The 24641-nt window shown below is 60.9% G+C and carries 21 protein-coding genes; 7 read left to right on the plus strand and 14 right to left on the minus strand.

Annotated features, from left to right (window positions below; translation table 11 throughout):
• Positions 1 to 413: 413 nt before the first annotated feature.
• Positions 414 to 1202 (minus strand): exodeoxyribonuclease III, encoded by a 789-nt coding sequence (locus ACYVI2_RS17120; RefSeq protein ID WP_415815738.1) that lies wholly within the window; start codon positions 1200 to 1202, stop codon positions 414 to 416.
• Positions 1203 to 1349: 147 nt separating this feature from the next.
• Here ACYVI2_RS17120 and pyrE point away from each other — a divergent pair, with 147 nt between their 5' ends.
• Complete coding sequence (gene pyrE, locus ACYVI2_RS17125) at positions 1350 to 2018, plus strand: orotate phosphoribosyltransferase (protein ID WP_415815740.1); 669 nt, start codon at positions 1350 to 1352, stop codon at positions 2016 to 2018.
• A gap of 76 nt (positions 2019 to 2094) precedes the next feature.
• Here the strand turns inward: pyrE and gatB are convergent, their stop codons facing one another.
• Genes gatB through gatC form a run of 3 tightly spaced genes read right to left on the minus strand, consistent with a single transcriptional unit; the run spans position 2095 to position 5405 of the window.
• Positions 2095 to 3552 (minus strand): Asp-tRNA(Asn)/Glu-tRNA(Gln) amidotransferase subunit GatB, encoded by a 1458-nt coding sequence (gene gatB, locus ACYVI2_RS17130; RefSeq protein WP_415815742.1) that lies wholly within the window; start codon positions 3550 to 3552, stop codon positions 2095 to 2097.
• Complete coding sequence (gene gatA, locus ACYVI2_RS17135; protein ID WP_415815744.1) at positions 3549 to 5093, minus strand: Asp-tRNA(Asn)/Glu-tRNA(Gln) amidotransferase subunit GatA; 1545 nt, start codon at positions 5091 to 5093, stop codon at positions 3549 to 3551. The genes gatB and gatA overlap by 4 nt, the downstream gene beginning before the upstream one ends.
• A 3-nt stretch (positions 5094 to 5096) precedes the next feature.
• Positions 5097 to 5405, minus strand: a complete 309-nt coding sequence (gene gatC / locus ACYVI2_RS17140) for an Asp-tRNA(Asn)/Glu-tRNA(Gln) amidotransferase subunit GatC (RefSeq protein WP_094823632.1) — start codon at positions 5403 to 5405, stop codon at positions 5097 to 5099.
• Positions 5406 to 5631: 226 nt separating this feature from the next.
• Here gatC and ACYVI2_RS17145 point away from each other — a divergent pair, with 226 nt between their 5' ends.
• From ACYVI2_RS17145 to rodA, 5 genes are all read left to right on the plus strand, one after another.
• Positions 5632 to 6675, plus strand: coding sequence for a rod shape-determining protein (locus tag ACYVI2_RS17145; RefSeq protein WP_094823631.1), 1044 nt, complete (start codon positions 5632 to 5634; stop codon positions 6673 to 6675).
• 79 nt (positions 6676 to 6754) lie between these two features.
• The gene (gene mreC, locus ACYVI2_RS17150; RefSeq protein ID WP_415815747.1) at positions 6755 to 7639 is read left to right on the plus strand and encodes a rod shape-determining protein MreC; all 885 of its coding nucleotides are present in this window, start codon (positions 6755 to 6757) and stop codon (positions 7637 to 7639) included.
• On the plus strand, positions 7626 to 8192 hold the full coding sequence (gene mreD, locus ACYVI2_RS17155; RefSeq protein ID WP_415815749.1) for a rod shape-determining protein MreD: 567 nt from the start codon (positions 7626 to 7628) through the stop codon (positions 8190 to 8192). The genes mreC and mreD overlap by 14 nt, the downstream gene beginning before the upstream one ends.
• A 24-nt stretch (positions 8193 to 8216) precedes the next feature.
• Positions 8217 to 10424 (plus strand): penicillin-binding protein 2, encoded by a 2208-nt coding sequence (gene mrdA, locus ACYVI2_RS17160; RefSeq protein WP_415815751.1) that lies wholly within the window; start codon positions 8217 to 8219, stop codon positions 10422 to 10424.
• Entirely contained in the window at positions 10421 to 11557 is a 1137-nt protein-coding gene (gene rodA, locus ACYVI2_RS17165; RefSeq protein ID WP_415815753.1) for a rod shape-determining protein RodA, read from the plus strand. The genes mrdA and rodA overlap by 4 nt, the downstream gene beginning before the upstream one ends.
• 303 nt (positions 11558 to 11860) lie before the next feature.
• On the opposite strand, the gene ACYVI2_RS17170 is transcribed toward rodA, so the two are convergent.
• The 7 genes from ACYVI2_RS17170 to ACYVI2_RS17200 all read right to left on the minus strand — a co-directional run bounded on the left by ACYVI2_RS17170 (position 11861) and on the right by ACYVI2_RS17200 (position 19973).
• Positions 11861 to 12649 carry a heme ABC transporter ATP-binding protein gene (locus tag ACYVI2_RS17170; RefSeq protein ID WP_415815755.1) on the minus strand — a complete coding sequence of 263 codons (789 nt, stop codon included), beginning with the start codon at positions 12647 to 12649 and terminating at the stop codon, positions 11861 to 11863.
• Positions 12649 to 13587, minus strand: a complete 939-nt coding sequence (locus ACYVI2_RS17175) for a FecCD family ABC transporter permease (protein ID WP_415816497.1) — start codon at positions 13585 to 13587, stop codon at positions 12649 to 12651. The genes ACYVI2_RS17170 and ACYVI2_RS17175 overlap by 1 nt, the downstream gene beginning before the upstream one ends.
• Before the next feature lie 73 nt (positions 13588 to 13660).
• Positions 13661 to 14524 carry a heme/hemin ABC transporter substrate-binding protein gene (locus ACYVI2_RS17180; RefSeq protein ID WP_415815757.1) on the minus strand — a complete coding sequence of 288 codons (864 nt, stop codon included), beginning with the start codon at positions 14522 to 14524 and terminating at the stop codon, positions 13661 to 13663.
• Positions 14525 to 14653: 129 nt separating this feature from the next.
• Complete coding sequence (locus ACYVI2_RS17185) at positions 14654 to 15706, minus strand: hemin-degrading factor (protein ID WP_415815759.1); 1053 nt, start codon at positions 15704 to 15706, stop codon at positions 14654 to 14656.
• A 69-nt stretch (positions 15707 to 15775) separates the two neighbouring features.
• Positions 15776 to 18379, minus strand: coding sequence for a TonB-dependent receptor (locus ACYVI2_RS17190; RefSeq protein ID WP_415815761.1), 2604 nt, complete (start codon positions 18377 to 18379; stop codon positions 15776 to 15778).
• A 116-nt stretch (positions 18380 to 18495) separates the two neighbouring features.
• Positions 18496 to 19485, minus strand: a complete 990-nt coding sequence (locus tag ACYVI2_RS17195; protein WP_415815763.1) for a FecR domain-containing protein — start codon at positions 19483 to 19485, stop codon at positions 18496 to 18498.
• A complete protein-coding gene (locus ACYVI2_RS17200; protein ID WP_415815765.1) occupies positions 19464 to 19973 on the minus strand; it encodes a sigma-70 family RNA polymerase sigma factor in 510 nt (169 codons plus the stop codon). The genes ACYVI2_RS17195 and ACYVI2_RS17200 overlap by 22 nt, the downstream gene beginning before the upstream one ends.
• A gap of 144 nt (positions 19974 to 20117) precedes the next feature.
• On the opposite strand from ACYVI2_RS17200, the gene ACYVI2_RS17205 reads away from it, so the two are divergent.
• Positions 20118 to 21035: a LysR family transcriptional regulator gene (locus ACYVI2_RS17205; RefSeq protein WP_415815767.1), complete on the plus strand. Its 918-nt coding sequence runs from the start codon at positions 20118 to 20120 to the stop codon at positions 21033 to 21035.
• Here ACYVI2_RS17205 and ACYVI2_RS17210 read toward each other — a convergent pair whose 3' ends face one another.
• The 3 genes from ACYVI2_RS17210 to kynU form a co-directional block, all read right to left on the minus strand.
• Entirely contained in the window at positions 21036 to 22022 is a 987-nt protein-coding gene (locus tag ACYVI2_RS17210) for a Bug family tripartite tricarboxylate transporter substrate binding protein (RefSeq protein WP_415815769.1), read from the minus strand.
• 149 nt (positions 22023 to 22171) lie between these two features.
• Positions 22172 to 23263: a tartrate dehydrogenase gene (locus tag ACYVI2_RS17215; RefSeq protein ID WP_415815771.1), complete on the minus strand. Its 1092-nt coding sequence runs from the start codon at positions 23261 to 23263 to the stop codon at positions 22172 to 22174.
• 124 nt (positions 23264 to 23387) lie between these two features.
• Positions 23388 to 24638, minus strand: a complete 1251-nt coding sequence (kynU, locus tag ACYVI2_RS17220; protein ID WP_415815773.1) for a kynureninase — start codon at positions 24636 to 24638, stop codon at positions 23388 to 23390.
• Positions 24639 to 24641 lie beyond the last annotated feature (3 nt).

Raw genomic sequence — 24641 nt, forward strand, 5'->3', positions numbered from 1 at the left:
CGCAGACCGGTGCATAAATGCCCGGATGTGGTGCTATTCGGTCCAAAATAGTGCGCAATGGCACTGGCTCGGTGCGCAATTGTAGGGGTATCGGCGGGGGCGTGCAAAACGAATCATTCGCCGGAAACCCGCGCCAATATTGGGGCTGGATGTCTAGAAAAATTGGGGACGCAATGTATCAAAGGGCTCGTTCCAGATATTGTGAATTGCTCCTTTTACGCTGGTCAGGATATTTCTACCTGCGAGAGTTAATGCGTCACCATTTATTGTGGTGAAAGTTTCGCCCAGGGTTTTTTCGTTAATACATGCACTTGGGGACAAATCAGGGCCTGATAAATAGAGGAACAGGCAATTTTAATTATTAATGCGTCCCTATTTATTTTAAGGCCCTGGCAATCAGTTTTATGCGTGCTTTACAACGTTATGTCGTAGTCGATGGTCAGCGGCGCATGATCGCTGAAGCGTTCGTCTTTATAGATGGCTGTATTGCGCGCACGCGCAGCGATGCCCGGGGTCGCAATCTGGTAGTCGATACGCCAGCCCACGTTCTTGGCCCAGGCTTGGCCGCGGTTGCTCCACCAAGTGTATTGATCGGGGCGCTCGTCCAGTTTGCGAAAGACGTCGACAAATCCGCGTCGATCAAAGACCTCGGTCAACCAGGCACGTTCTTCGGGCAAAAAGCCCGAGTTTTTCAGATTGCCTTTCCAGTTTTTCAGGTCGATCTCTTTGTGCGCGATATTCCAGTCGCCGCAGATAACAAACTCGCGGCCGGTTTTCTTATGCTCGTTCATCAGTTCGTCGATCCAGGGGCCGAACACGTCCAGGAACCGGTATTTGGCCTGTTGGCGTTCGTCTCCGCTGGAGCCCGAGGGGAGGTAGGCGCTGATGACGGACAGATCTTTCCAGTCGGCGCGGATGATACGGCCCTCGGCATCGAATTCCTCGCAGTTCAGGCCGATCTGGACGCGTTCCGCCGCATTGCGCAGGTAAATACCGACGCCGCTGTAGCCTTTTTTGATAGCGTGGGAAAAATGCCCGGTGTAACCAGGGGGATGCCGCAGGTCTTCGGTCAGGTCGGCATCGGCGATCTTGATTTCCTGCAGGCAGAGGATATCGGCACTGTGGGTTTGCATCCAAGGTTGCAGGCCTTTGCGAAAGGCGGACCGGATGCCGTTGAGATTGAGTGAGGTGATACGCAGCACGACGAAGACTCCTGTATAGCGGTTGGCCATCCGGCCTAAAGACGGACTTTAACCGACTGAGGCCGGCTTGCCATGGACGAATGGCGTCGGTAGCGTTGCAGGGGACACGTTAAAATGCGTCCGATCTCCTATTGGAAGTCTCTAATCATGGCCGCTATTTCTACCGACTTTGTCCGTTTTGCCCTCGATGAGGGCGTGTTGCGTTTTGGCAGTTTCAAGGTGAAGTCAGGCCGTATCAGCCCTTATTTCTTTAACGCGGGCTTGTTCAACAGCGGCGCATCGGTGGGTAAGCTTGCCCAGTTTTATGCTCAGGCGTTGCTGGATTCCGGTGTCGCGTTCGACATGTTGTTCGGACCGGCTTACAAAGGTATCCCGCTGGCGACGGCGACGTCGGTTGCCCTGGCTGGGCATGCCGGCATGCAGGGGCGCGACGTGCCATTCGCTTTTAACCGGAAAGAAGCCAAGGATCACGGCGAGGGCGGTACGCTGGTGGGCGCGCCGTTGCAGGGCAAGGTCGTCATTATTGATGATGTCATCACCGCAGGCACGTCGGTGCGCGAGTCGGTAGAGATCATCCATGCCGCGGGAGCGGAGCCGGCGGCGGTGTTGATTGCGCTGGATCGTCAGGAACGTGCGGGCGCGGACGATGCGCTGTCGCCGCATTCCGCCGTGCAAGAGGTTGCGAAAACCTACGGTATTCCGGTCGTCAGCATTGCATCGTTGGCCGATATTCTGACGTTACTGCAGGACGATGACCAATTTGCGAGCCACCGTGAGGCGGTGTTGGCGTATCGGGCGAAATACGGGATTTTGTGATGAGTGGCGGGCTTGTCGCCCGTCATCGGAAGGAAAATGGGCCAGTTTGCACTGGCCCATTTTTTTTGGGGCGCTTTTAGCTATCCAGCTTTTGCTTGAGCAACTCGTTGACCTGCTGCGGGTTGGCCTTGCCCTTGGCGGCTTTCATGATCTGGCCGACCAGTGAGTTAAAGGCTTTTTGTTTGCCTGCACGGTATTCCGCCACGATAGCCGGGTTGGCGTTGAGCACGTCGTCGATCATGGCGCCGATTGCGCCCGTGTCGCTGATTTGCTTCAGGCCACGCGCCTCGATGATGGCGTCGGGCTGGCCGCCTTGTTCGCCCGCCCACATGGCAGAGAACACGTCGCGTGCGATCTTGTTGGAAATCGTGCCGTCGATGATGCGGCCGATGAGTGCCGCGAGAGCAGGAGCCTGGACCGGTGCGTCCGCGATGTCTTTTTCTTCGCGGTTCAAGGTGGCGGCGACCTCGCCCATGATCCAGTTGGCGGCCTGTTTGGCTTGGCCTGCGGGCAATGCCTGGGCGACGGCCTCGAAATAGGAGGCCATGCCGCGGCTGGCGGACAGCTGGGCGGCGTCATAGGCTGACAGGCCGTATTCGCGCACGAAGCGCTCGCGCAGTGCTGCGGGCAACTCGGGCATCTCGGTGCGTACCTGCTCGACCCACTCGGGCGATATCACGAGCGGGGGCAGGTCCGGGTCCGGGAAGTAGCGGTAATCGTGTGCGTCTTCTTTGCTGCGCATGCTGCGCGTTTCGTCGCGATCGGCGTCGTACAGGCGGGTTTCCTGGACCACGGTGCCGCCGTCCTCGATGAGCTCGATCTGGCGGCGAGCCTCGAACAAAATCGCGCGTTCCAGAAAGCGGAACGAGTTGACGTTTTTGATTTCCGTGCGGGTGCCGAATTCCTTTTGGCCTACGGGACGGACGGAGACATTGGCGTCGCAGCGGAAGGAGCCTTCTTGCATGTTGCCATCGCAGATGCCCAGCCAGACGACCAGGCTATGCAGCGCACGGGCGTAGGCGACGGCCTCGGCGGCCGAGCGCATTTCGGGCTCGGTCACGATTTCCAGGAGCGGGGTGCCGGCGCGGTTCAGGTCGATGCCGCTGGCCGGATTGCCGTTGGACAGGGTGAAATCGTCGTGCTGCGATTTGCCGGCGTCTTCTTCGAGGTGGGCGCGCGTCAGGTTGACGGTTTTTTCCTCCTCGCCGACAAAAAACGAGAGCGATCCCCCCAGCACGACGGGCAATTCGTACTGGCTGATCTGATAGCCCTTGGGCAGATCGGGGTAGAAGTAGTTTTTACGGGCAAAGACCGAGCGCGGTGCAACAGTGCCGCCGACGGCGAGCCCGAATCGGATGGCGCGTTCGGCCGCGCCGAGGTTCATGACGGGCAGGCTGCCCGGCAGTGCCAGGTCGACGACGTTGGCTTGTGTATTCGGAGCCGCGCCAAAGCGCGTGCTGCTGCCCGAAAATATCTTGGCGTCGGTGGAAAGCTGGGTGTGCGTTTCCAGGCCGATGACGATTTCCCAGTTCATTGCTCACTGCCTTGCTGGCCGGGCACGCGGCGGTGCCAGTCGGTGACTTGTTGATAACGGTCGGCGACGGCCAGCAGGCGGCCTTCGTCGAAATAGTTGCCGATGATTTGCAGGCCGACGGGGCGACGCTGGCCGTCGCCGCCGAAACCGCAGGGGACGGACATGGCGGGCAACCCTGCCAGGCTGACGCCGAGCGTGTAGATATCAGCCAGCCAGTCGGCGGTGGGATCGTCGCGGTTGTCGCCGAGGTTTTTGGCCACGGTGGGCGACACCGGCCCCATGATGACGTCGCATTGGTCGGCGTAGGCGCGCTGGAAGTCCTGGGCGATCAGGCGGCGCACGCGCTGGGCTTGCAGGTAGTACGCGTCGTAGTACCCGTGCGACAGCACATAGGTGCCGATCAGAATGCGGCGCTTGACCTCATCGCCAAAGCCCTCGGCGCGCGAACGGGCGATCATTTGGTTCAGATCGGTGTATTCCTGGGCGCGGTGGCCGTAGCGCACGCCGTCATAGCGGGCCAGGTTGCTGGAGGCCTCGGCAGGGGCGATCACGTAATAGGCCGGAATGGCCAATTCGGTGCGCGGCAGCGAGATCGATACGCGTTGTGCGCCCAGGGCCTCGAATTGCACCAGCGCGGCTTCGACCGCAGCGGCGACATCCGGGGCCAGGCCCGCGCCGAAGTATTCCTGGGGGACACCGATGCGCAGGCCCTTCAGGGGCAGGCTGCCGGCGGCGGCGTAACTTGCCTGCGCCGCGTCGTAGGCAGCGCGGATGCGGCCCGGGACGTTGGGCGCGCCGTCGCAGCTTTCGAGGCTGGTGGCGTCGCTGGGATCAAAGCCGCTCATGGGATCGAGCAGCTCGAGCAGGTCGCGGCTGCTGGGGGCCAGCGGGCCCGCCTGGTCCAGGCTGGACCCGAAGGCCACGATGCCAAAGCGCGAGACGGTGCCGTAGGTGGGCTTGATGCCGCTGACGCCGCACAGCGCGGCGGGTTGGCGTACCGAACCGCCGGTGTCGGTGCCGGTCGTGGCGGCGACCAGGCGGGCGGCTACCGCAGCGGCCGAGCCGCCCGACGAGCCGCCAGGCACGGCATTGGTGTCCCACGGGTTGCGAACGGCGCCGTAAGCGGAGTTTTCATTGGCCGATCCCATGGCGAACTCATCGCAATTGAGTTTGCCGATCGAGACGGCGCCGGCTGCTTGCAGGCGCTGGACGACCGTGGCGTCAAAGGGACTGGCATAGCCCTTGAGCATTTTGCTGCCGGCAGTAGTGCGCCAGCCGCGGGTGACAAAGGCGTCTTTGTGGGCAATGGGCACACCGGCCAGCGGACCCGCCGTGCCGGCGGCCAGGGCTGCGTCGGCTGCGTCGGCTTGGGCCAGGGTGAGAGCCTCGTCGATGTGCAGAAAGGTATTCAGGCCGCTGGCGGCTTGGGCGGCAGCAAGGGCGCTTTGCGCCAGCTCGCGGGCGCTGACCTGGCGCTGCACGAGCGCAGCGCGCAGTTCGGCGATCCCGCCGAATTGGGTGTGGAGGGCAGAAGTCGTCATGATTTATTCGATGACCTTGGGGACCAGGAACAAGCCGTCGCGGGCATCCGGCGCATTGGCCATCAGTTCGGCGCGATTCGCCTCGGAGGCGGTTTCGGTCACGGCGTCCGGCCGTAGACGCAGGGCGATGTCCTGATGGGCCGACAGCGGGTGCGCCAGCGGCTCTACACCCTGGGTGTCGGCGGCTTGGAGCCGCTCGATCAGGTGAAGAATGCCGTTGAGCTCGCCCTCGGCGAGCTTGAGCTGATCGGGGGTCAATTCAATTCTGGCCAGCCGGGCAATCCGGGCCACGTCTTGTTCGTTGAGCGCCATGTAGGGAGACTATGAGAAATCGAAGGGGCAGGCTGCTGGGCTCAGGTGCGGGTTTGTACGGTATCCGTCCCTGTGACAAAGCATGAATTACCAGCATTTTTGCGCTATTTTCAGGGAAATTATAAGTTATCATTCACGGTTTAATCGCTGCAGCAATGCGGCGGGCTCGTGTTTACCAGTCCGTCACCTGCAGCCCGGCATTATTTCTGAATCTCGCTGAGCCCTCATGTTCGGATTCCTGCGCAGTTACTTCTCCAGCGATATGGCGATCGACCTCGGTACCGCCAACACGCTGATCTACGTCCGGGGCAAGGGCATCGTGCTCGACGAGCCTTCGGTCGTCGCCATCCGCCATGAAGGCGGCCCCAATGGCAAAAAAATCATCCAGGCGGTTGGCCAGGAGGCCAAGCAGATGCTGGGACGGGTCCCAGGCAACATCGAAGCCATCCGCCCCATGAAAGACGGCGTAATTGCCGATTTCACGGTGACCGAGCAGATGCTCAAGCAGTTCATCCGCATGGTTCACCCGCGTAATATGCTGGCCCCCAGCCCGCGTATCATTGTCTGCGTCCCCTGCGGTTCGACCCAGGTCGAACGACGCGCCATTCGCGAATCTGCCCTCGGCGCCGGCGCCTCGCATGTCTATCTCATCGAAGAACCGATGGCTGCTGCCATCGGTGCCGGCCTGGCCGTCTCGGACGCCAGCGGTTCGATGGTGGTGGATATCGGTGGCGGCACGACCGAGGTCGCTGTGATTTCGCTGGGCGGGATGGTCTACAAGGGCTCCGTGCGCGTCGGCGGCGACAAGTTCGACGAAGCCATCGTCAACTACATCCGCCGCAACTACGGCATGCTGATTGGCGAGCCCACCGCCGAATTCATCAAGAAAGAAATCGGTTCCGCCTTCCCGGGTTCCGAAGTCCGCGAGATCGAAGTCAAGGGCCGTAATCTGGCCGAAGGCGTGCCGCGCAGCTTTACGGTGTCGTCCAACGAGATTCTGGAGTCGCTGACCGATCCGTTGAACCAGATCGTGTCCGCCGTCAAGATCGCATTGGAACAAACCCCGCCCGAGTTGGGCGCCGACATCACCGACAAGGGCATCGCTCTGACCGGCGGTGGGGCATTGCTGCGCGATCTCGATCGCTTGCTCCAAGAGGAAACAGGGCTGCCCGTCGTCGTGGCCGAGGATCCGCTGACCTGCGTGGTCCGTGGTTGCGGCGAAGCGCTCGAGCATCTGGAAAAACTGGGCGCGATTTTCATTAACGAATAAGTCTGTCCCGCCAGCGGGCGTCGCCATGCCGGCGATGTCCGGCGCAGTGGCTGCGGGCTGACGCCAAAGCTGGGTATTCATGCAACGACAAGGGTCTCCACCGCTGTTCAGGCGCGGCCCGCCGGTAGAAATCCGGTTGGCCGTCATGGTCGCCTTGTCGCTCGCCTTGCTGGTCCTCGACTCTCAGTTTCATCTGCTGGAGCCGTTGCGACGCGCAGTTTCCATTGGGTTGTATCCGTTTCAGCGCACCGTGATGGCGCCGCGTGATTTTGTGCGGCAGTTCAACGAGTGGGTCGATGCGGCCAACAATAACCGCACCGAAAACGAGGCCTTGCAGCGGCAGCGTATCGAGTTGTCCCAAGTCACGACGCATGCGGCTCAGCTAGCGGCTGAGAATGCACAGTTGCGCCGGTTGTTGGGTGTGACCGATACCGTCGATCAGACTGCGGTGGTGGTCGAGGTGCTGTATGAGCCGGCCGATAGTTTTCAGCAACGGCTGGTCTTTAACAAGGGCAGTCAGGCGGGGCTGGCGCCCGGCATGCCGGTGATTGACGAAGGCGGTGTGGTAGGGCAGATCGTACGTGTGACGCCACAGGCGTCCGAGGCCGCGCTGGTCACCGACGAACGAGTGTCTGTACCCGTTCAGGTGTTGCGCAACGGCCTGCGTTTGATTGCCTTTGGTTCGAATTCGCCGGGCCGCATCGAGGTACGCTTTCTGGCGGCTAATGCCGATATCCAGGAAGGCGACACGATCGTCACGAGTGGCGTGGGAGGCTTGTTCCCCGCAGGCCTGCCGTTGGCCAAGGTGTTGACGGTCGAACGGGATACGGCGTCCGGGTTTGCGCGAGCCGTATGCGAGCCTTTGGCGCATCCCGAGCGGCATCGCCATTTCCTGGTGCTCCAAGTCGATGTCGCTCGCGCAGAGTCTGATCTTCAAGAGGCCGAATCCGGTGGATCGCAATAACTCGTCGGCCCAGCAACCCCCGCGCCGTTTGGGCACGCCTCGCAACGTCCCTCCCGAGCATTTGTCGCGCCCGGCCAATGTGTTTTTTGTGTGGGGCTCAATCGTGGCGGCGTGGTTGCTGTCATTGTTGCCCTGGCGCGTCTGGGAAGGGGCACCCGATATTCTGGTGCTGGTCCTGGCCTTTTGGTGCGTGCACGAACCGCGCCGGGTCGGGCTGGTGGCGGCATTCTGCTTTGGCCTGCTGATGGATGTGCACGATGTCAGTGTGCTGGGTGCGCATGCGTTGTCATATACCTTGGTGGCATATGGGGCGGTGGCGTTGCATCGCCGGTTGCGGCATTTTGATCTCTGGAGCCAGGGCATACACATGTTGCCCGTGTTCTTTGTCGCGCGCTTGGTGCAACAACTCGTGCTGGCGTGGCTGGCCGGTCGATGGTCCGGCTGGGATTGGGGCCTGAGTGTCTTGCTGACGACGGCGATGTGGCCGTTGATAGGTTTCGTGCTGCACTTGCCGCAGCGAGGCACCGACGACGTTGAGTCCTCGTCGGTCTAGCGCCGGGTTGGATAGCGGCGCGCCATGTTTGAATTCAAAAAAATCGGCCAACAGCAAAAGCAGCGCTTTGGGCTGCGCGCCTGGGTGGGCGGTTTGTTTGCGCTGGCCTGCTTTTGCGTGTTGGCTGGGCGTTTCTGGTTTTTGCAGGTAGACCGCTACGAGGGGCTGTCCGAGCGAGCCGATCGTAATCGCATTGCCGTGGTTCCCATTGCGCCACGCCGTGGAGAGATCCTGGATCGCAATGGTGTGGTGATGGCGCGCAATTACCGGACCTACACGCTAGAGGTGGTGCCGGGCCAGGTCGGTGATATTGATGCCATGCTGGCACGCCTGACGCCTGTGGTGTATGTCAGCCCAGGCGATCAGCGTCGATTTAAACGCCGGGTGCAGGAATCGGGGCGGTATGCCAGTCTGATACTGCGCAACAACTTGAATGACACCGAGGCATCCTGGTTCGCGGCCCATGCTTTTGAGTTTCCTGGTGTGGAGTTGCGTGCTCGTTGGGTGCGCGAGTATCCGCAGGGCGCCACGGCAGGGCATGTGGTGGGTTACATCGGCCGTATTGCGGAAAACGATATCGAAGCGTTGGAAAGCTCTGGCGAGCTGGGCAATTATCGCGGCACCGATGTGATCGGTAAAAAGGGTATCGAGAAAAGCTGGGAAAAGGCGCTGCATGGCCAGACCGGGATCGAAGAGGTCGAGGTCAATGCGAGCGGCCGTCCTGTGCGGACGTTACAGCGTACTGATCCGGTGCCTGGCGTGGACGTCATGCTGTCCATTGATCTAGGCTTGCAGCGTGTGGCCGAAGAGGCTTTTGGAAATCACCGCGGCGCGCTGGTTGCCATCGATCCCAACACGGGCGAGGTCTTGGCGTTTGTCTCTAAACCTGCGTTCGATCCGAATCTGTTCATCGATGGTATCGACGTGGAAAACTGGCGCTTGTTGAACGAGTCGCCGGATCATCCGCTGATCAATCGGCCGTTGTACGGTACTTATCCGATTGGCTCGACCTATAAGCCTTTTGTGGCGTTGGCAGCGCTGGAACTGGGTGTGCGCGACGCCAAGACACGTATTCCCGATCCAGGCTTTTTCGAATTCGGGGGGCAGCGTTTTCGGAACGCTGGCGGTGCGGTTTATGGCATGACCGATATGCACAAGGCTATCGTCGTGTCTTCGGATACGTATTTCTATTCGCTGGGGCCGGAAATAGGCGTGAACCGGCTGCATGACTTTACCAAGCAGTTTGGGTTCGGGCAGATCACTGGTATTGACCTGGATGGCGAACGCAAGGGCGTGTTGCCCTCGACCGAGTGGAAACGCCAGGCATACAAGGACCGCAGGCAACAGCAATGGTATGCGGGCGAGACGATTTCGGTGGCGGTGGGGCAGGGGTATAACTCGTTCACATTGCTGCAGTTGGCGCAGGGGACATCGACCTTGGCTAACAGCGGCGCCTATCGGAAACCGCATTTGGTGCATGCGACGCGCGATACGCATACAGGCGTCGTGACGCCGACACCGTCGACACCGGAATATCGCATTCCGTTAAAGCAAGAGAATGTCGATTTCGTCAAGAGCGCGATGGTCGGCGTGGTGCGCTCGGGGACGGCACGACGAGCCTTTGCCGGTGCGGCGTACCAGGCGGCGGGCAAAACTGGCACGGCGCAGGTGTTCAGCCTGCGTGGATCCCAATACCGGGCGCATGAGCTGGATGAGCGTTTACGCGATCACGCGTTGTTCATGGGTTTTGCGCCGGCCGATAAACCGCGTATTGCCGTAGCGCTATTGGTGGAAAACGCAGGGTGGGGGGCGAGCGTTGCGGCGCCCATTGCCCGTACGGTGTTCGATTATTGGTTGTCGCGGCCTGCCAAGCCGACGGCTGGCTCGCGCATCATGCTGCCCTCAGACGTGGCGCCGTTGTCTGTGCCGGCGCAAAGCGAGACTCCCGTTCCTACGGGTGTGTCGGCGCCTGTGGTGCCTGGCGCGACGAGTTCAGACGATCTCGTGGAGCCGCCGCCGGGGGTAGTGCTGGATGATGCGCCGCAGGACGAGCCGCTGCCACCGCTCATTCCGGGCTCGGATAAGCCTCCCCCAAGCATGAGGCCCCGATCTGCACCCAAAGCGGCGCCCGCTCAGCAAGCACCAAGGGCGACGCAGCGCCCCTCTACCGCGCCAGCGCGGTCCGATTTGAACGACTTGTTCGAATCGTCTGGATTCGGAGTCAAGCAATGAAACGTCTGGGCGCTATCCTGGTCCGCGTCTTTCTCGCCTTTGACTGGCCGTTGCTGATCATTCTGGCGTTGTTTACCGCGTTGGGTCTGACGGTGATGCATTCGGCGGTGGGTAGTACCGACTGGCGTTTTGCCGATCAGTCGCGCAATTTTCTGATTGCGTTCTTTGCGATGTGGGTGGTGGCCTTGGTGCCGCCGCATATGTTGATGCGTCTGGCATTGCCGTTCTATATCGTCGGCGTTGCACTGTTGCTGGGGGTGGAGTTTTTTGGGGAAACCAGCAAGGGAGCCACGCGTTGGCTGAACCTAGGCATCACGCGTATTCAACCGTCTGAAATGATGAAAATCGCTGTGCCGCTCATGTTGGCATGGTATTTCCAGCGGCATGACGGCGATGTGCGTATCCGCGATTTTCTTGTCGCTGCGGCGATGCTGGCCGCGCCTTTTGGCCTGATCGTGTTGCAGCCTGACTTGGGCACGGCGTTGTTGGTGTTTGGCGCGGGGTTTTGCGTCATTTATTTCGCCGGGTTGTCCTTTAAATTGCTTGCCCCGATTGCGATTGTCGGTATCTTGGGGATAGGGACGCTGATCTATTACGAAGATACGTTATGTCAGCCCGGTGTGGATTGGGTGGTCTTGCATGATTACCAGAAGCAGCGGGTGTGCACGTTGCTCAATCCCAGTTCTGATCCATTGGGCAAGGGGTTTCATACGATTCAGTCGATGATCGCCGTGGGGTCGGGGGGGCTCTATGGCAAGGGGTATATGCAGGGGACGCAGACACACTTGGACTTTATTCCCGAGCGTACGACGGACTTTATTTTTGCGGTGTATGCGGAGGAGTTCGGGCTGTATGGAGGCGTGGCGATGCTGTTGTTGTACGCCTTGCTGATCGCTCGAGGGTTGACGATTGCGGTGCGGGCTACGACGCAGTTTGGACGCTTGATGGCGGGGGCGTTGACGATGATGGTGTTTATCTATGTGTTCGTTAACGTGGGGATGGTGACGGGGATCTTGCCTGTGGTGGGGGTGCCGTTGCCGTTCATGAGCTATGGGGGGACGGCGTTGTTGACGATGGGGATTGCTTGCGGGATTTTGATGAGTATTTCGCGGTATCGGGGGGATAAGGCCTGACGTGGGTAATTGCGTCGGGTGTCTCTAGATCGCGTCGGGTGTCTCTATTAAGCCGTCCGTGCCGCGTGCCTGGGTGCCGCGCCGGCCCTATCGCCGCGGCTCGGCCCATGAGCAGGGGCCTCGGCCTCGCTGCGCGAGGCTGAACCGCGGCTCAACGGGCCGGCGCGGCACCCAGGCACGCGGCACGGACTCACAGTAATGGCATGCGTGCGTCGCTGTTAGATTAGATTGCAGTAGTGCGTGTCTGCGCTGCCGGCGGGTGAGGTTGCAGTAGGAGTGGCTGCCTGCGTTGCTGTGGCATATCTAATGCGGCAATACCAGGATGCGGTTGGGCATGGTGGGGTGGGGCAGGATGTCGGTTTCGATGTCGTAGACGGTTCGCAGGTTGTCGCGGGTCAGTACGTCTTTGGAGGGGCCGTTGGCGATGACGGTGCCGTTGCCCAGCATGATGAGTTGGTCGCACCAGCGGGCGGCCAGGTTGATGTCGTGGACGATGATCAGGACGCCCAGGCCTTGGGTATGGGCTAGGTCGGCGGTGGTGCGCAGCAGTTCGATCTGGTGTTTGGGATCCAGGCTGGAGATGGGCTCGTCCAGCAAGAGGTAGCGCGAGAGGTTGGGGTCATGCTGGGCCTGGCACTGGGCCAGGACGCGGGCGAATTGCACGCGTTGTTGTTCGCCGCCGGACAGGTCGGGATAACGGCGTTGTGCCAGGTGGGGGACGCCGGCCAAGGCGAGCGAAGATGCGGTCAGTTCCTCGACTTCGACGGGGTCGAGTTCGGGGAAGGGGTAGGCACCCATGGCGACGACTTCTTGTACACCCAGATCAAATGTCAGTGAGGGCTTTTGCGGCAGGACTGCGCGTTGCCGGGCCTGACGGCGTGGCGGTATGCGGGTCAGCGGTGAGCCGTCTAATTCGATATGACCACGGGCGGGCGACAGCTCGCCGGCGAGGGCTGCGAGCAGTGTGGATTTGCCGGCGCCGTTGGCGCCCAATAGGCCCAGTACTTCGCCAGGCTCGATGCTGAGCGAGACATTGGAAAGTATGCGGGTCGAACCGCGTGATACGTCTAGGTCTATCGTACGCAGGCTCATCAGAATCGTCGTCCTCGCGCGAGCAACCACAAGAAAAAGGGTCCGCCGACCAGGCTGGTGACTAAGCCTATGGGCAGCTCGGCCGGGATCACGACGATGCGAGCCAACCAATCGGCCAGCGTGAGCGCCAAGGCGCCGGTCAGCATCGAGGCTGGCAATAGCCAACGATGATCGGCTCCCAGGGTCATGCGTACGAGATGGGGCACGACGAGTCCGACAAAGCCGATGCCGCCCGTGGCGGCCACGAGTGGACCCACGATGAGTGCGGTGGCCATGACGAGTTTGTAGCGGACCGTGACGAGGGCGAAGCCGAGATGCTGGGCTTCGCGTTCTCCCAGCAAGAGGGCGTTCATGGCGCGCCACTGGCGCATCAGCCAAAGGGACCACACGAGTGTCCACGGCGCCAGAAAGGCCAACAATGACCAACTGGCGCCCGCCAGGCTGCCCATGTTCCAGAACGTCAGGTCGCGCAGTTGCGCATCGGAGGCCATGTAGGTGAGCAGCCCGATCAAGCTGCCGGCGACGGTGTTGATGGCGATCCCTGCCAACAACAGGCCGGCGACGCCCGGAACGCGTCGCCCGACGGCATAGGCTGCCGCTGTGGCCAGCAGGCTGCCGGCAAAGGCAGCAGGTGCGGTGACGATGAAGCCGCCCGTGGTCAGCACGATGGCGGCAACGGCGCCCAGCGCGCCGCCTGCGGAGATTCCGACCAAGCCGGGCTCGGCCAGCGGATTGCGAAACAGGGCCTGCATCGCTGCACCGGAAATCGCCAACGCCGCGCCCGCCACGACGGCAAACAAGACGCGTGGTAATCGAATGTCCAGCAGCACGTTGCGCCATAACGTGTCATTAGGCTGCGAGGCGCCGGTGGTCAGCACGCGCAACGCGTCTGCCAAGGGAATATGGACGGCGCCGCTCAAGGCGGCTAGCAAGGCCACTGCCAATGCCGCAATACCCAGTCCGATCAGTACAGTGGGAGGATGCGCCCGCCTGGTCGGCGGTGCCAGGCGATCAGCCTTGGCGAGCGACACAAGCGGTCTCCTTGAGTGAGCGTATGGCTTGCGGCAGCCGCGGCCCAGTGCCTAGGGCAAGCAGGTCGTCCATGACGACGATGCAGTGATTTGTTGCTGCCGGCGTGGAGGCGATGCCCGGCGTAGCGCGGAATTTTTCCATGCCGCCCGCTGCCTCCAGCGACATGCGGGGGACGACGATGACTTGAGGGGCCAGTGCACTGAGCGCTTCGGCTGAGATGGGTTTGTAGCCTTGTTGGTCGGCGAGCACATTGACGAGTCCGGAGAGTTCCAGCACGAGTGCGGCTGCTGTGTCGCTGCCCGCGCCCAGGGGCGTGCCCGTGCGGTTCATCAGCAGTACAGCGCGCGCGTGGGACTCGGGCAAGGCTTGCGCTTGGCGCAATGCGGTCGCGACGGATCCAGCTAATTGCTCGCCGCGCTCTGGTACGCCCAGGGCTTTACCGATTTGCAGAATGCGATCGTTGAGCGATTGCACGCTGGGCTTGTCAGAGATGATTTCAAGGGGGACGCCGATTTCCTTCAGGCGCGCGAGTGCCGTGGGGGGACCAGATTGCTCAGACGCCAGCACCAGGTCCGGATTCAACGCGAGTACGCCTTCGACGGGCACGGCACGGTAATACCCGACGCGCGGTAACTTGGTCGCCGCCTCGGGATACAAGCTCGATTGATCGTCGCCGACGAGACGATCTCCTTGATCCAGGGCATAGACGATTTCGGTGACCGTGCCGCCCAATGTGACAACGCGTTGAGCGGCAGAAGGGGGATCATTCGCGGCTTGTGCGGCGCTGGTGACCCAGACTGCAGCGATTGCAGCGGCGATCGTCTTGGCTAGACTTGCGGCCATGGTGCTTCCTTGATGAGGCGTCGTGTTTCCGTACGGCGGATAAAGGGTCGACTGATCAGAGCGTCTTGGTGCTTAAGCTTAGCCGTTCTTGGCGGTGCTGAGTACGCGACACACTGATCATGTAGGGTGTTACGCCGCTAACGGCTCGGCGCAAAGGCTGCTCAATAGATTGCGCCATTCGGCAAGTTCTGGTTTGCCAGGCTTGCGTTCACCAAAGAACTGCACGATGAGATCCCCATGGGCGTTGTAGACCTCGAGCGAGGTGACCCAGCCATCGCTGGTGGGTTTGCTGACCACCCACGCCGAGTCGATAGCGCCGGTGTTCAGATGCAGATTGAATCGCGGATCGAGCACGTTGAACCAGGGGCCTGTGCGCAATAGTTTGGTGATCGGACCTGTGTGGATCTGGATCATGCCGGGGTTGCCTACAAAACACATGATGGACAGGCCTGACTGCGCAGCGGCCTCCAACATGCGTTCGGCGGTATCGGTCTCAACCTGCTGCGCCAGATCGGATCCTGCCGCCCTCAGCGCGGCCAGGCGGGAGACTTTGAATTTACGCAGCAGAGGAAAGAACTCGTGCGTATCTTGCATGGCCAGCCAGGCGGTACGCAGCGCGTCAGGATCACTGACGGTGTCGGATTCGTCTTTGGACGCATAGGGTTTGGTCTGCGGCCAGACAGGCTCGCCTGCGAAGCGTGCGACAAGCGCATCATAGGCAGCGACATCCGTGGCATCGGTACGATAGACCTTATGCACGGCAGCGCCTGCACAGTCAAAGAACTGCAGGCTATGCCGGCCGTCTTGTTCGACGGCCCAGGCTGAATCCCAGGTGCTGAAGAACACACGCAAATCAATGTCAGGTCCCAGGACGAGGCCGACAGGGCCTTCTGCCTGGATGGACTCGTAGCGCCCGTGGCGCTCATGGACACACCAGTCGTTGCGCGTCAACGCCATGACCTCACCCAGCGATCCCAGTTCGCGGAATATCGCTTGCGGGGACGCGGCGCCCGTCAGCGCGGTGGCGCGCAGCCCGTTGCATTCGGCGGCGACCCATTGGGCCTCGGATACGTTCAATGCTTGGGCGAGATTGCGCGCGCGTTGGCCCGGTTGCTCTGCGACCAGGGCGTCGTTACGAGCGCGCAATTCGGCGGCCAGTTGGGTGAAAGAAGTGTTGCTCATGGATGACTCCTCTGTCCGGGTACGGCGGGCGACCCATAGTCCCGGGCCGCCGCCTGGCAGGCCCGTGGTTCAGTATTGATAGGTTAGTGAGACGCGCACACTGCGCCCAGGTTCGGTGTACCAGTCTACCGGATGGGGCAGGGCAGATGCTCCTGCAGTGGGAACGTTGATGGCTTCCCAGTATTTTTTGTCGAACAGGTTGAACACCCCCGCACGGACTTGCAACCCCTTGACCGCAGCAGGTTTCCAGTAGGCCATCAGGTCCACGACGCCATAGCCGGGGGCGCGAAAATCGGGATTGGGCGCATCGGTGGTCGCGTCGGGATATTCGACTTTGTTGCGTTGTGCGGATAGCGTCCACATGGCGCTCGCGCCCCATTCGCTTCGGTCGTAGCCCAGGCCCAGAATCGCCTTGAAGGGCGGCACCGAATTCAGATATTGGCCGGTGCTTTGGTCTTTGCCGACAGTCCAGGCCAATGATCCCCAAGTGCGCCAGTTCGGGGTGAAACGCCAATGTGCCGAGGCCTCGGCACCGTAGATACGCACTCGGGCGCGGTTGGCTGCGGTGGTGACACCCAGCGGATACTGTTCGTCCCAACTGCCTTGCCATTGCGGATCGCCGGCCGTCACCGGTATTTGGGTATCGATGAAGTTTTGATAGCGTGTATCAAAGAGCGACAACGCCCCGCCGAGGTCATCGTTGCCCAGGCGAGCGCCTAGTTCCCAGCCGCGGCTGGATTCCGGTTTCAAATTAGGATTGCCGGCACGCAGATACGTGCCTGGTGCGCCGTAGTTCGTGTAAAGCTCGGTCGCGCTGGGGGCGCGATAGCCATACGCATATTGTGCGTAAAACGTGACCTGCTCTTGTGCTTTCCAGGTTCCCAGCAAGCTCGGCGAAAACCTGCCGCCACTCGATGAAGGCGGCAATGCGCCGGCATTGGGATTGCTCTCGTAGCTGCCGGTGTCTTGTGGTTTTTGCTCGTAATGGTCGTACCGGATCGAAGGCGTCAGCGTGTAGTGGCCCTGGGCAAAGGAAAACTCATCCTTTGCCCATAGAGCCCATTGGCTGCCTTTGATGCGCGGCATGTCCGCCTGGTTGGTGTGCAGCATGTCGCAGGAACGCGGGCCGAAAAGCGCGGGCAAGCCCGTTGGTATATCGGGGCAGTTGTCGTAGCCGTCAGAATATTGTTCGGTGCGATTACCCATCCATTCGGCCCCCACGGTCACGATTTGCGATACCGATCCCTCGATTCGCCGCGTGGCTTCACCGCTGAACCCGAACAGCGTTTCCTGAATCGAGTTGTCTCGGCCATAAGCCCCGTTGGGATAACCGTACATGAATGGGTCGCCAGGGATAATCGATGCACGCGTATCTGTGGTGCGTTCCCCGTCCAGCCCCTGATCGAGTCGCAGGCGCTGCCAGTACACCACGGCCTTGGCACTGTCGATCAACCCACCCGCATTGGGCGCCTGGTATTCGTAGTCCATCGAAACGCGTTCACGCTTGATCGTTTCGCTGGCTGTGTTCTCGCCAATTTCGTAGCTGGTGCCTGGGCCCTGCAGGTACTTGCTGTCGGTATCCGAATCATAGTGAAAGTATTCGCCCGTCAAACCGAAACGGTGGCCGCCTTCGATGCGTTGTTGCAGTTTCAGCATGACGCTGCGTTGTGTGTAATCCTCGGGATCGGGCTTGTCACGATTGTCGCCGTAGCCGCCATGGTCTGCGCGGTTGTCCAGTTCATGGCCTTTACGTATCCCGGCTTGCAATAACCATGTGGTGTTTTCGGCCAGCCGGCCCGCCAAGGCGGCATTAGCGGCCCGGCTGTTGTCCCCTGAGTCGTAGTCGCCTTTGACCAGTGCGCCAAAGTTGCGTCCGTCTTGCAAGAGATCGTCGGGATTGAGTGTGTGTAATTCCGCTGACCCTCCCAGCGCACCCGATCCGACAGAGGCAGAGTCCGTGCTGCGCACGATATCCAGGCTCGATAGCGAATTGAAATCGACTGCATTCAAGCCGCCTTTTACGCCGCGCGCGCCGTCGTCCAGCCACGGCAGGCGAATGCCATCGATGCGCGTCAGAACACGATTGCCGTCCATGCCGCGAATATTGATGCTGTTGTTCTGGCGATTGAAATTGACTCCGGCATCCATGCGTTTGCCTACGTCGTCCCAACTGCGTACTTGCAGGTTATCCAGGTCCTGGCGCGTATTGGTGCTGACCCAGGCCGGATCGGATCGCAACGCGTCGGCTTGCACCGTCACGGGTGTGAGCTGTGAGACGGCATCTTGGGGTTGCAATACGAATGCGCCGTTGCCGTGTTCGCGTGCGGCGAGTCCCGTTCCCGCCAACAGGCGCCGCAACGCTTCGTCGACAGGGTAGGCGCCCTGCAGGCCTGCACTCTGGCGGCCTTGGACCGTTTGAGGTTGGAACAGTACGGTGATCCCGGCCTGATCGGCAAAGCGCGATAGCGCCGCGCCCAGTTCGCCCGCGGGGACGTGATATACCCGTTGCTGCGTCACCGTCGCGGCAGATTGTGCCCAGGCGGGGGCGCAAAGCGCACCCAGGCTGCCAGCGATGGTCAACCCCAGCAGTGCACGGCTGATGGCGCACGCCAACGTGGTTCGTCGGGGAGAGAAACGGATATCAGGCAAAGCGGGCGCGTACAGCGTGTCCATGAGGTTCCTTTCGGACAGGGTCTTTGGATACAGGCCATGACAGCCTTTGACTTCCATGACCCCGCACGACACGAAACCGGACATTCACATCCAAAATTAAATGCAACAAAATAAAACTACGTCTGCGTTGCTGCCGGTCCGAGCGTGACCCAGTACGAGGTCCGGTAGTTCACTTGCACGGGCAATAGCGCTGGCAGGGCCTGCAACACCGCATCGGTATTGCTCAGCTGAAAAGTCCCGGAAATCTGCAGTGCGGCAATGGCCGGATCGCAACGTACGATGCCGGATCGATAGCGAGCCAATTCCGCCGCAAACACATCCAATCGCATCGCATCCGCGTGCAAGGTGCCTCGCAGCCAATCCGGGTCGCGCGTGTCCGAGGCCTGCCATGGGTAGACGGTATCGGCATCGAATGCCGCTTGTTGCGCCGCGCTCAGGCGGACACGGTGCGTTGTTGCCCTGGCGGGCAGGACTTCTACCTGACCGGTTATGACATTGACCTGGCACCGTTGGGCGTCGAGCCGGACGGCAAAGCGCGCCGCGGCGTCCGCGTGGATGGCGCCCAATCGGGTTTCGACGTGAAGTGCAGGGCGGCGTTGCGGCGAGGCTTGTACGTAGATTTCGCCGTCACGCAGCCATAGGGTGTGGTCGGTGTCGGTGAATGCTTCGTCGATTGCCGTTGCGGTGTTGAGCCAGACCCGCGATCCATCGGCCAGCACGACCTCGCGCCGTTCACCCACTGCCGTGCGGTAGTCGGCCCGCCAACGCACGGCGGGCGCTGCATTCCAGGTCGACCAGGCCACAGGCGAGGCCACTAGCAGGGCCACGAGCGTCTTGAGCGCAGCTCGGCGCGATTTGGCTGCCGGCCGGCCTAGTGTTGCCATGCCCACTTCGGCGGGGATCAGGCCAAATGTTCGACTTAATGCTTGCGCGCGTTGCCAGGCGCGTTCATGCTCGGTGCTGTCAGCGCGCCATCGGTCGCACGCGCGTACATCGGCGGCCGTGGCATGACCCGATCCCAGCCGCATCAGCCAACGCGCTGCTTCGCGCGCTACACCGCGATCCAGCGGCGCCTCGGCGGGAGTCACGAGCTCGCGAGCAGGCATTGTTCGTATCCTTGCACGATGTAGCGCTGTACCGTGCGTACCGATACCTGCAGACGCTGTGCGATCTCCTCGTAGGGCAAGTGTTCCAACTGCGCCAGCAAAAACGCCTGACGGGCGCGCGCCGGTAAGGCATTTAATGCCGCATCAATCTCGTGCAATGCCTCGAGTATCAATAACTGCTGTTCGGGCGAGGGGGCCAGCGGCTCCGGCATCGCAGCCAGCGCTTCTTGATAGGCTTGCTCCAGCGATTGACGCCGATAGTGATTCAGCACCAGGCGCTTGGCGATTGTGGTCAGGTATGCACGTGGTTCGCGAACCATTGCCAATTCGGCACGGTGCCGCAGCACGCGGACGAATGTATCCTGGACCAAATCCGCCGCATCGCAGGCGTTGCCCACCTTGCGCCGCAACCAGCCATCGAGCCAGCTTTGGTGGTCGCGGTATAGGCCGTGGACGGCGTCTTGCGAGGCGGGGAGGGAACGCAACATTAATGAATCTTAATGTAAATGAGAAATACTCGCATTTTAAATAAATCAGCTGAAGATGCAACCAGTTACCGATAATCGAATGTGAAATGAAGCGTTCGCTCTGGGCTACTATGGCTCCGGCTTTTCTATGAGGGTGTTACGTCGATGGGGCAGTCCCAAGAGCTGCAGTTGTTGGTCGAGCTGGTCCGTGCGGGCAGTCTGTCAGCGGCTGCGCGCGAACTGGGCGTGACCACGGCCGCTGTCAGCAAGCGCCTGGCTCAGATCGAAGACCGCCTCGGCGTGCGCCTGCTCAACCGCAATACCCGGCGCCTCAGCCCGACGGCCGAGGGCGAGCTGTATCTGGAAAATGCGCGGCGCATTCTGCGTGACATTGATCATCTGGACCAATTGATCGCCAGCCGGCAGGCGCAGCCGCGGGGATTATTAAAGGTGAACGCACCGCTGGGGTTCGGGCGCAGCTATATTGCGCCGGCCATCGTGCTGTTTGCGCGCCGCTATCCCGAGGTCGAGGTACAGTTGCAACTGACAGACACACCGGGCGATTTTGTGCAAGATGCGTTTGATGTCGCGATCCGCTTTGGTGACATCCCGGATGGACGTCTGATTGCCCGGCCTATTTCGCCGAACCGTCGTCTGGTCTGTGCGTCGCCCGAGTATCTGGAAAAGCATGGCCGCCCGCAGGTGCCGCAGGATCTGGCGCGCCACCAATGCATCGTGCTGCGCCAGAACGATGATACCTATGGCCTATGGCGCTTTACGCGGGGTACTTATGGTGAAACGATCAAAGTCCGTGGTGCGCTGAGCAGTAACGACGGAGAGGTCACATTGACCTGGGGCCTGGCCGGGCTGGGAATTTTGCAGCGCGCAGAATGGGATCTGGCGCGCCACTTGCGTGCTGGCAGACTGGAATTGCTGCTGCAGGATTACGCCTTGCCGCCCGCCGATATTCACGCTGTTTTTCCCGAACGTCATCACCTGTCGGCCAAGGTGCGCGTGTTTATCGATTTCCTGGTGGAATATTTTCGGGACAGGCGTAAAACCGGCAAGGGCGACTCTTGGTAATCAGTTGACCACGACGTTCGCTTGCTTGACGAGTTTGGCGTAGTCAGTGGTATCGGTCTTGATGCGTTCGGCCATTTGCGCGCTGCTATCGCCTATCGGTACGGCGCCGATCTCCGCCATCTTCTTGCCGAAATCCGGCGACTGGATGATTTTGACCATGTCGGCATTCAGGCGCGCGACGACCTCGGGCGGTGTCGTGGCAGGGGCCAGGACGCCGAACCATGTGCCCATATTGAAGCCTTTCAAGCCGGCCTCCTGCATCGTCGGGACATCGGGTAATGCCGCGGAACGTTTATCCGTCGTGACAGCCAATGCACGCAGTTTGCCTGACTTGATGTGAGGCAATACAGGGGTAATCGTGTCGAACGACATGTCGATCTGGCCGCCCAGCAGATCCGTTGTTAGCGGGCCGCTGCCCTTGTACGGCACGTGCAGCAGCGAGACGCCGCCGATCTCCTGGAACTGCGCGCCGATCAGATGTTGTCCTGTGCCGACGCCATTGGAGCCAAAGGTCAATTTGCCGGGCGTCTTGCGGGCCAGGGCCAACAGTTCCTGCACATTTTGTGCAGGAACCTTGGGGTTGACGACCAGTATGTTCGGCACCAACGCTACCGTGGTGACGGGTGCAAAACTTTTCTGAAAATCGTACTGCAGGTTGTTGTAGACGCTGGTCGCAATCGTATGATGGACTGCGCCCATCAGCAGGGTATAGCCGTCGGGGGCGGCCTTGGCCACGTAATCGGCGCCGAGCGTGGCACCGGCGCCAGGTTTGTTTTCGACGATCACGGGCTGGCCCAGGCTTTTGGCCAACTCTTGGCCGAGCGTACGCGCCAGCACATCGGTGGTGCCGCCCGCCGGGAAGGGCACGATCAAGTTCACGGGGCGCGTGGGATAGTTTTGTGCTGCCGCACTGCTTGCCAGTGTGATGCCGGCTGCACATAGCACGCCGGTCAGCGCGATGCGCAGACCATGCTTTGCAGTTTTCATGATGTCTCCTCGTCGTGGTTGTCGATCTGTGGTGATCATTTTTTTTTGGGCGCACAAGTTGTGCTGCTATGCATATGTCGCGCTTGCCCGTGCGCCGGCGACTGCACGCAGTGCCGCGACCGATGTCCGGTCACGGCGTTCTGCTTGTATTACGCAGCCTGGGCTTGCGTGGATGCCTGCTTCAGGTGGTGGCACACCGCCTCAGTGACTTGTGCTGTCGTGGCTTTTCCACCCAGATCGCCCGTATGCAGTGCGGGATTGGCGGTCACATGTTCCACGGCCTTCATGACACGCTGGGCTGCCTGATGTTCGCCGAGATGTTCCAGCAACATCACCACGGACCAGAACGTGCCGATCGGGTTCGCCAGGCCTTTGCCCATGATGTCGAAAGCCGAACCATGAATCGGCTCGAACATCGAGGGGTAACGGCGTTCGGGATCGATGTTGCCGGTGGGGGCAATTCCCAGGCTGCCGGCTAATACTGCGGCCAAGTCACTCAGAATATCTGCGTGCAGGTTGGTCGCGACAATCGTGTCCAGCGTCGCGGGTCGATTCACCATGCGGGCGGTCGCAGCATCGACCAGCTCTTTATCCCAACGTACATCGGGAAACTCGCGGCTGATTTCAAGGGCAATTTCGTCCCACATCACCATGGCATGGCGTTGTGCGTTGGACTTGGTGATCACCGTCAGTTGTTTACGCGGACGAGATTGCGCCAAGCGGAAGGCGAAACGCAGAATGCGTTCGACGCCCGCTCGCGTCATCATGGAAACATCGGTCGCGGCTTCGATGGGCTGGCCCTGGTGTACACGGCCGCCGACACCCGAGTATTCGCCCTCCGAGTTTTCGCGCACAATCACCCAATCGAGTTGCTCGGGCGTGCAGCGTTTCAGCGGTCCATCGATTCCGGGCAGAATGCGCGTGGGGCGCACGTTGGCATACTGATCCAGGCCCTGGCAGATCTTTAGCCGCAGACCCCATAGCGTAATGTGATCGGGGATGTCTGGATCGCCCGCCGAGCCAAACAAAATAGCGTCTTTGTCGCGCAAATCGTCGAGCCCATCGGCAGGCATCATGACGCCATGTTTGCGGTAGTAATCGCCGCCCCAATCGAAATCCTGAAACGCAAAGGCGAACGAGCCATCTGACTCGGCCAATGCCTGCATGACCTGTTGGCCGGCCGGGATGACTTCTTTGCCGATGCCGTCGCCGGGAATGGTTGCAATACGGTATGTTTTCACGTGCCTGACTCCTGCCGGCGCCGATCGCCAGCGTGTGTCAGGCACTGTACCCATCCCCGCACCGTATGGGTGCAGGAGCGATTCAAAGCATTATTAACTTCAGGTTAACGATGCGCCGCTCTCATCAAGTCACCGCGCCGCGCCGCGAAAACTCGGGCTGTTTCCAGATCTCGCTATCGAGCACGTCCGTCAAAATCTCTACCGCATCCCAAACATCGGCGTAGCCGAAGTAGAGTGGTGTGAATCCGAAACGCAGCACCTCGGGCTCACGATAATCGCCGATGACCCCGCGCGCAATCAGCGCCTGCATCACGGCATAGCCATGTGGATGCCGTAGGCTGACATGACTGCCGCGGTGGGCGTGCTCGCGCGGCGTGACCAGGGTCAGGGGATGGTGGGCACAACGGCTTTCCACGAGCGCAATAAACAAATCGGTGAGCGCCAGCGATTTCCTGCGCACCTCGTTCATGTCTGCCTGCAGAGAGATATCCAGGCCGCATTCCACTAACGACAGCGACACCATGGGCTGCGTGCCGCACAGATAGCGGCGGATACCGCCTGCGGGCTCATAATCGACGGCCATATCAAATGGCCGCTGATGGCCCCACCATCCTGAGAGCGGTTGCCAGAAATGATCGGTGTGATGCGGCGCTACCCAGATAAACGCCGGCGCGCCCGGGCCGCCGTTCAGATATTTATAGGTGCAGCCCACGGCGAAATCGGCATTGGCGCCGGTCAGGTCCACCGGCACGGCGCCCGCTGCATGGGCCAGATCCCAGATGGTCAATGCCCCGTGTGCATGCGCCTGCGCTGTGACGTCTGCCATATCGTACATATGGCCCGTGCGGTAATTCACGTGCGACAGCAGCAATACTGCGACGGAGTCGTCCAGCGCCTGCTCCAACGACAGATTCTCATCTACCAGGCGCATCTCGTAGCCTTGTTGCAGCAGATCGATCATGCCCTGGATCATGTACAGATCGGTCGGAAAATTATCGCGTTCCGACACGATGACTTTACGCTGTGGTGCGGCCTGCTGTTGAATGCGGATCGCGGCTGCCAGAGACTTGAAAAGATTCAACGAGGTGGTGTCCGTGACGACGACCTGGCCTGTTCCGGCGCCAATCAACCGGCCCAGCTTGTCGCCCAGCCGCGAAGGCAGCTCAAACCATCCCGCATCGTTCCAGCTGCGGATCAGCCCCTGGCCCCATTCCTGTTGGATGACCTGCGCGCTGCGTGCGATAGCGGCTTTAGGCAGCACACCCAGCGAATTGCCGTCCATGTAAAGCACGCCTGCCGGTATGTCAAACTGCGCTTTCAGTGGGGCGAGCGGGTCTTGTTGATCGGCTTGCAGGCATGCTTCACGGGTATGCATAGA

This window comes from Bordetella tumbae, from assembly GCF_054780995.1.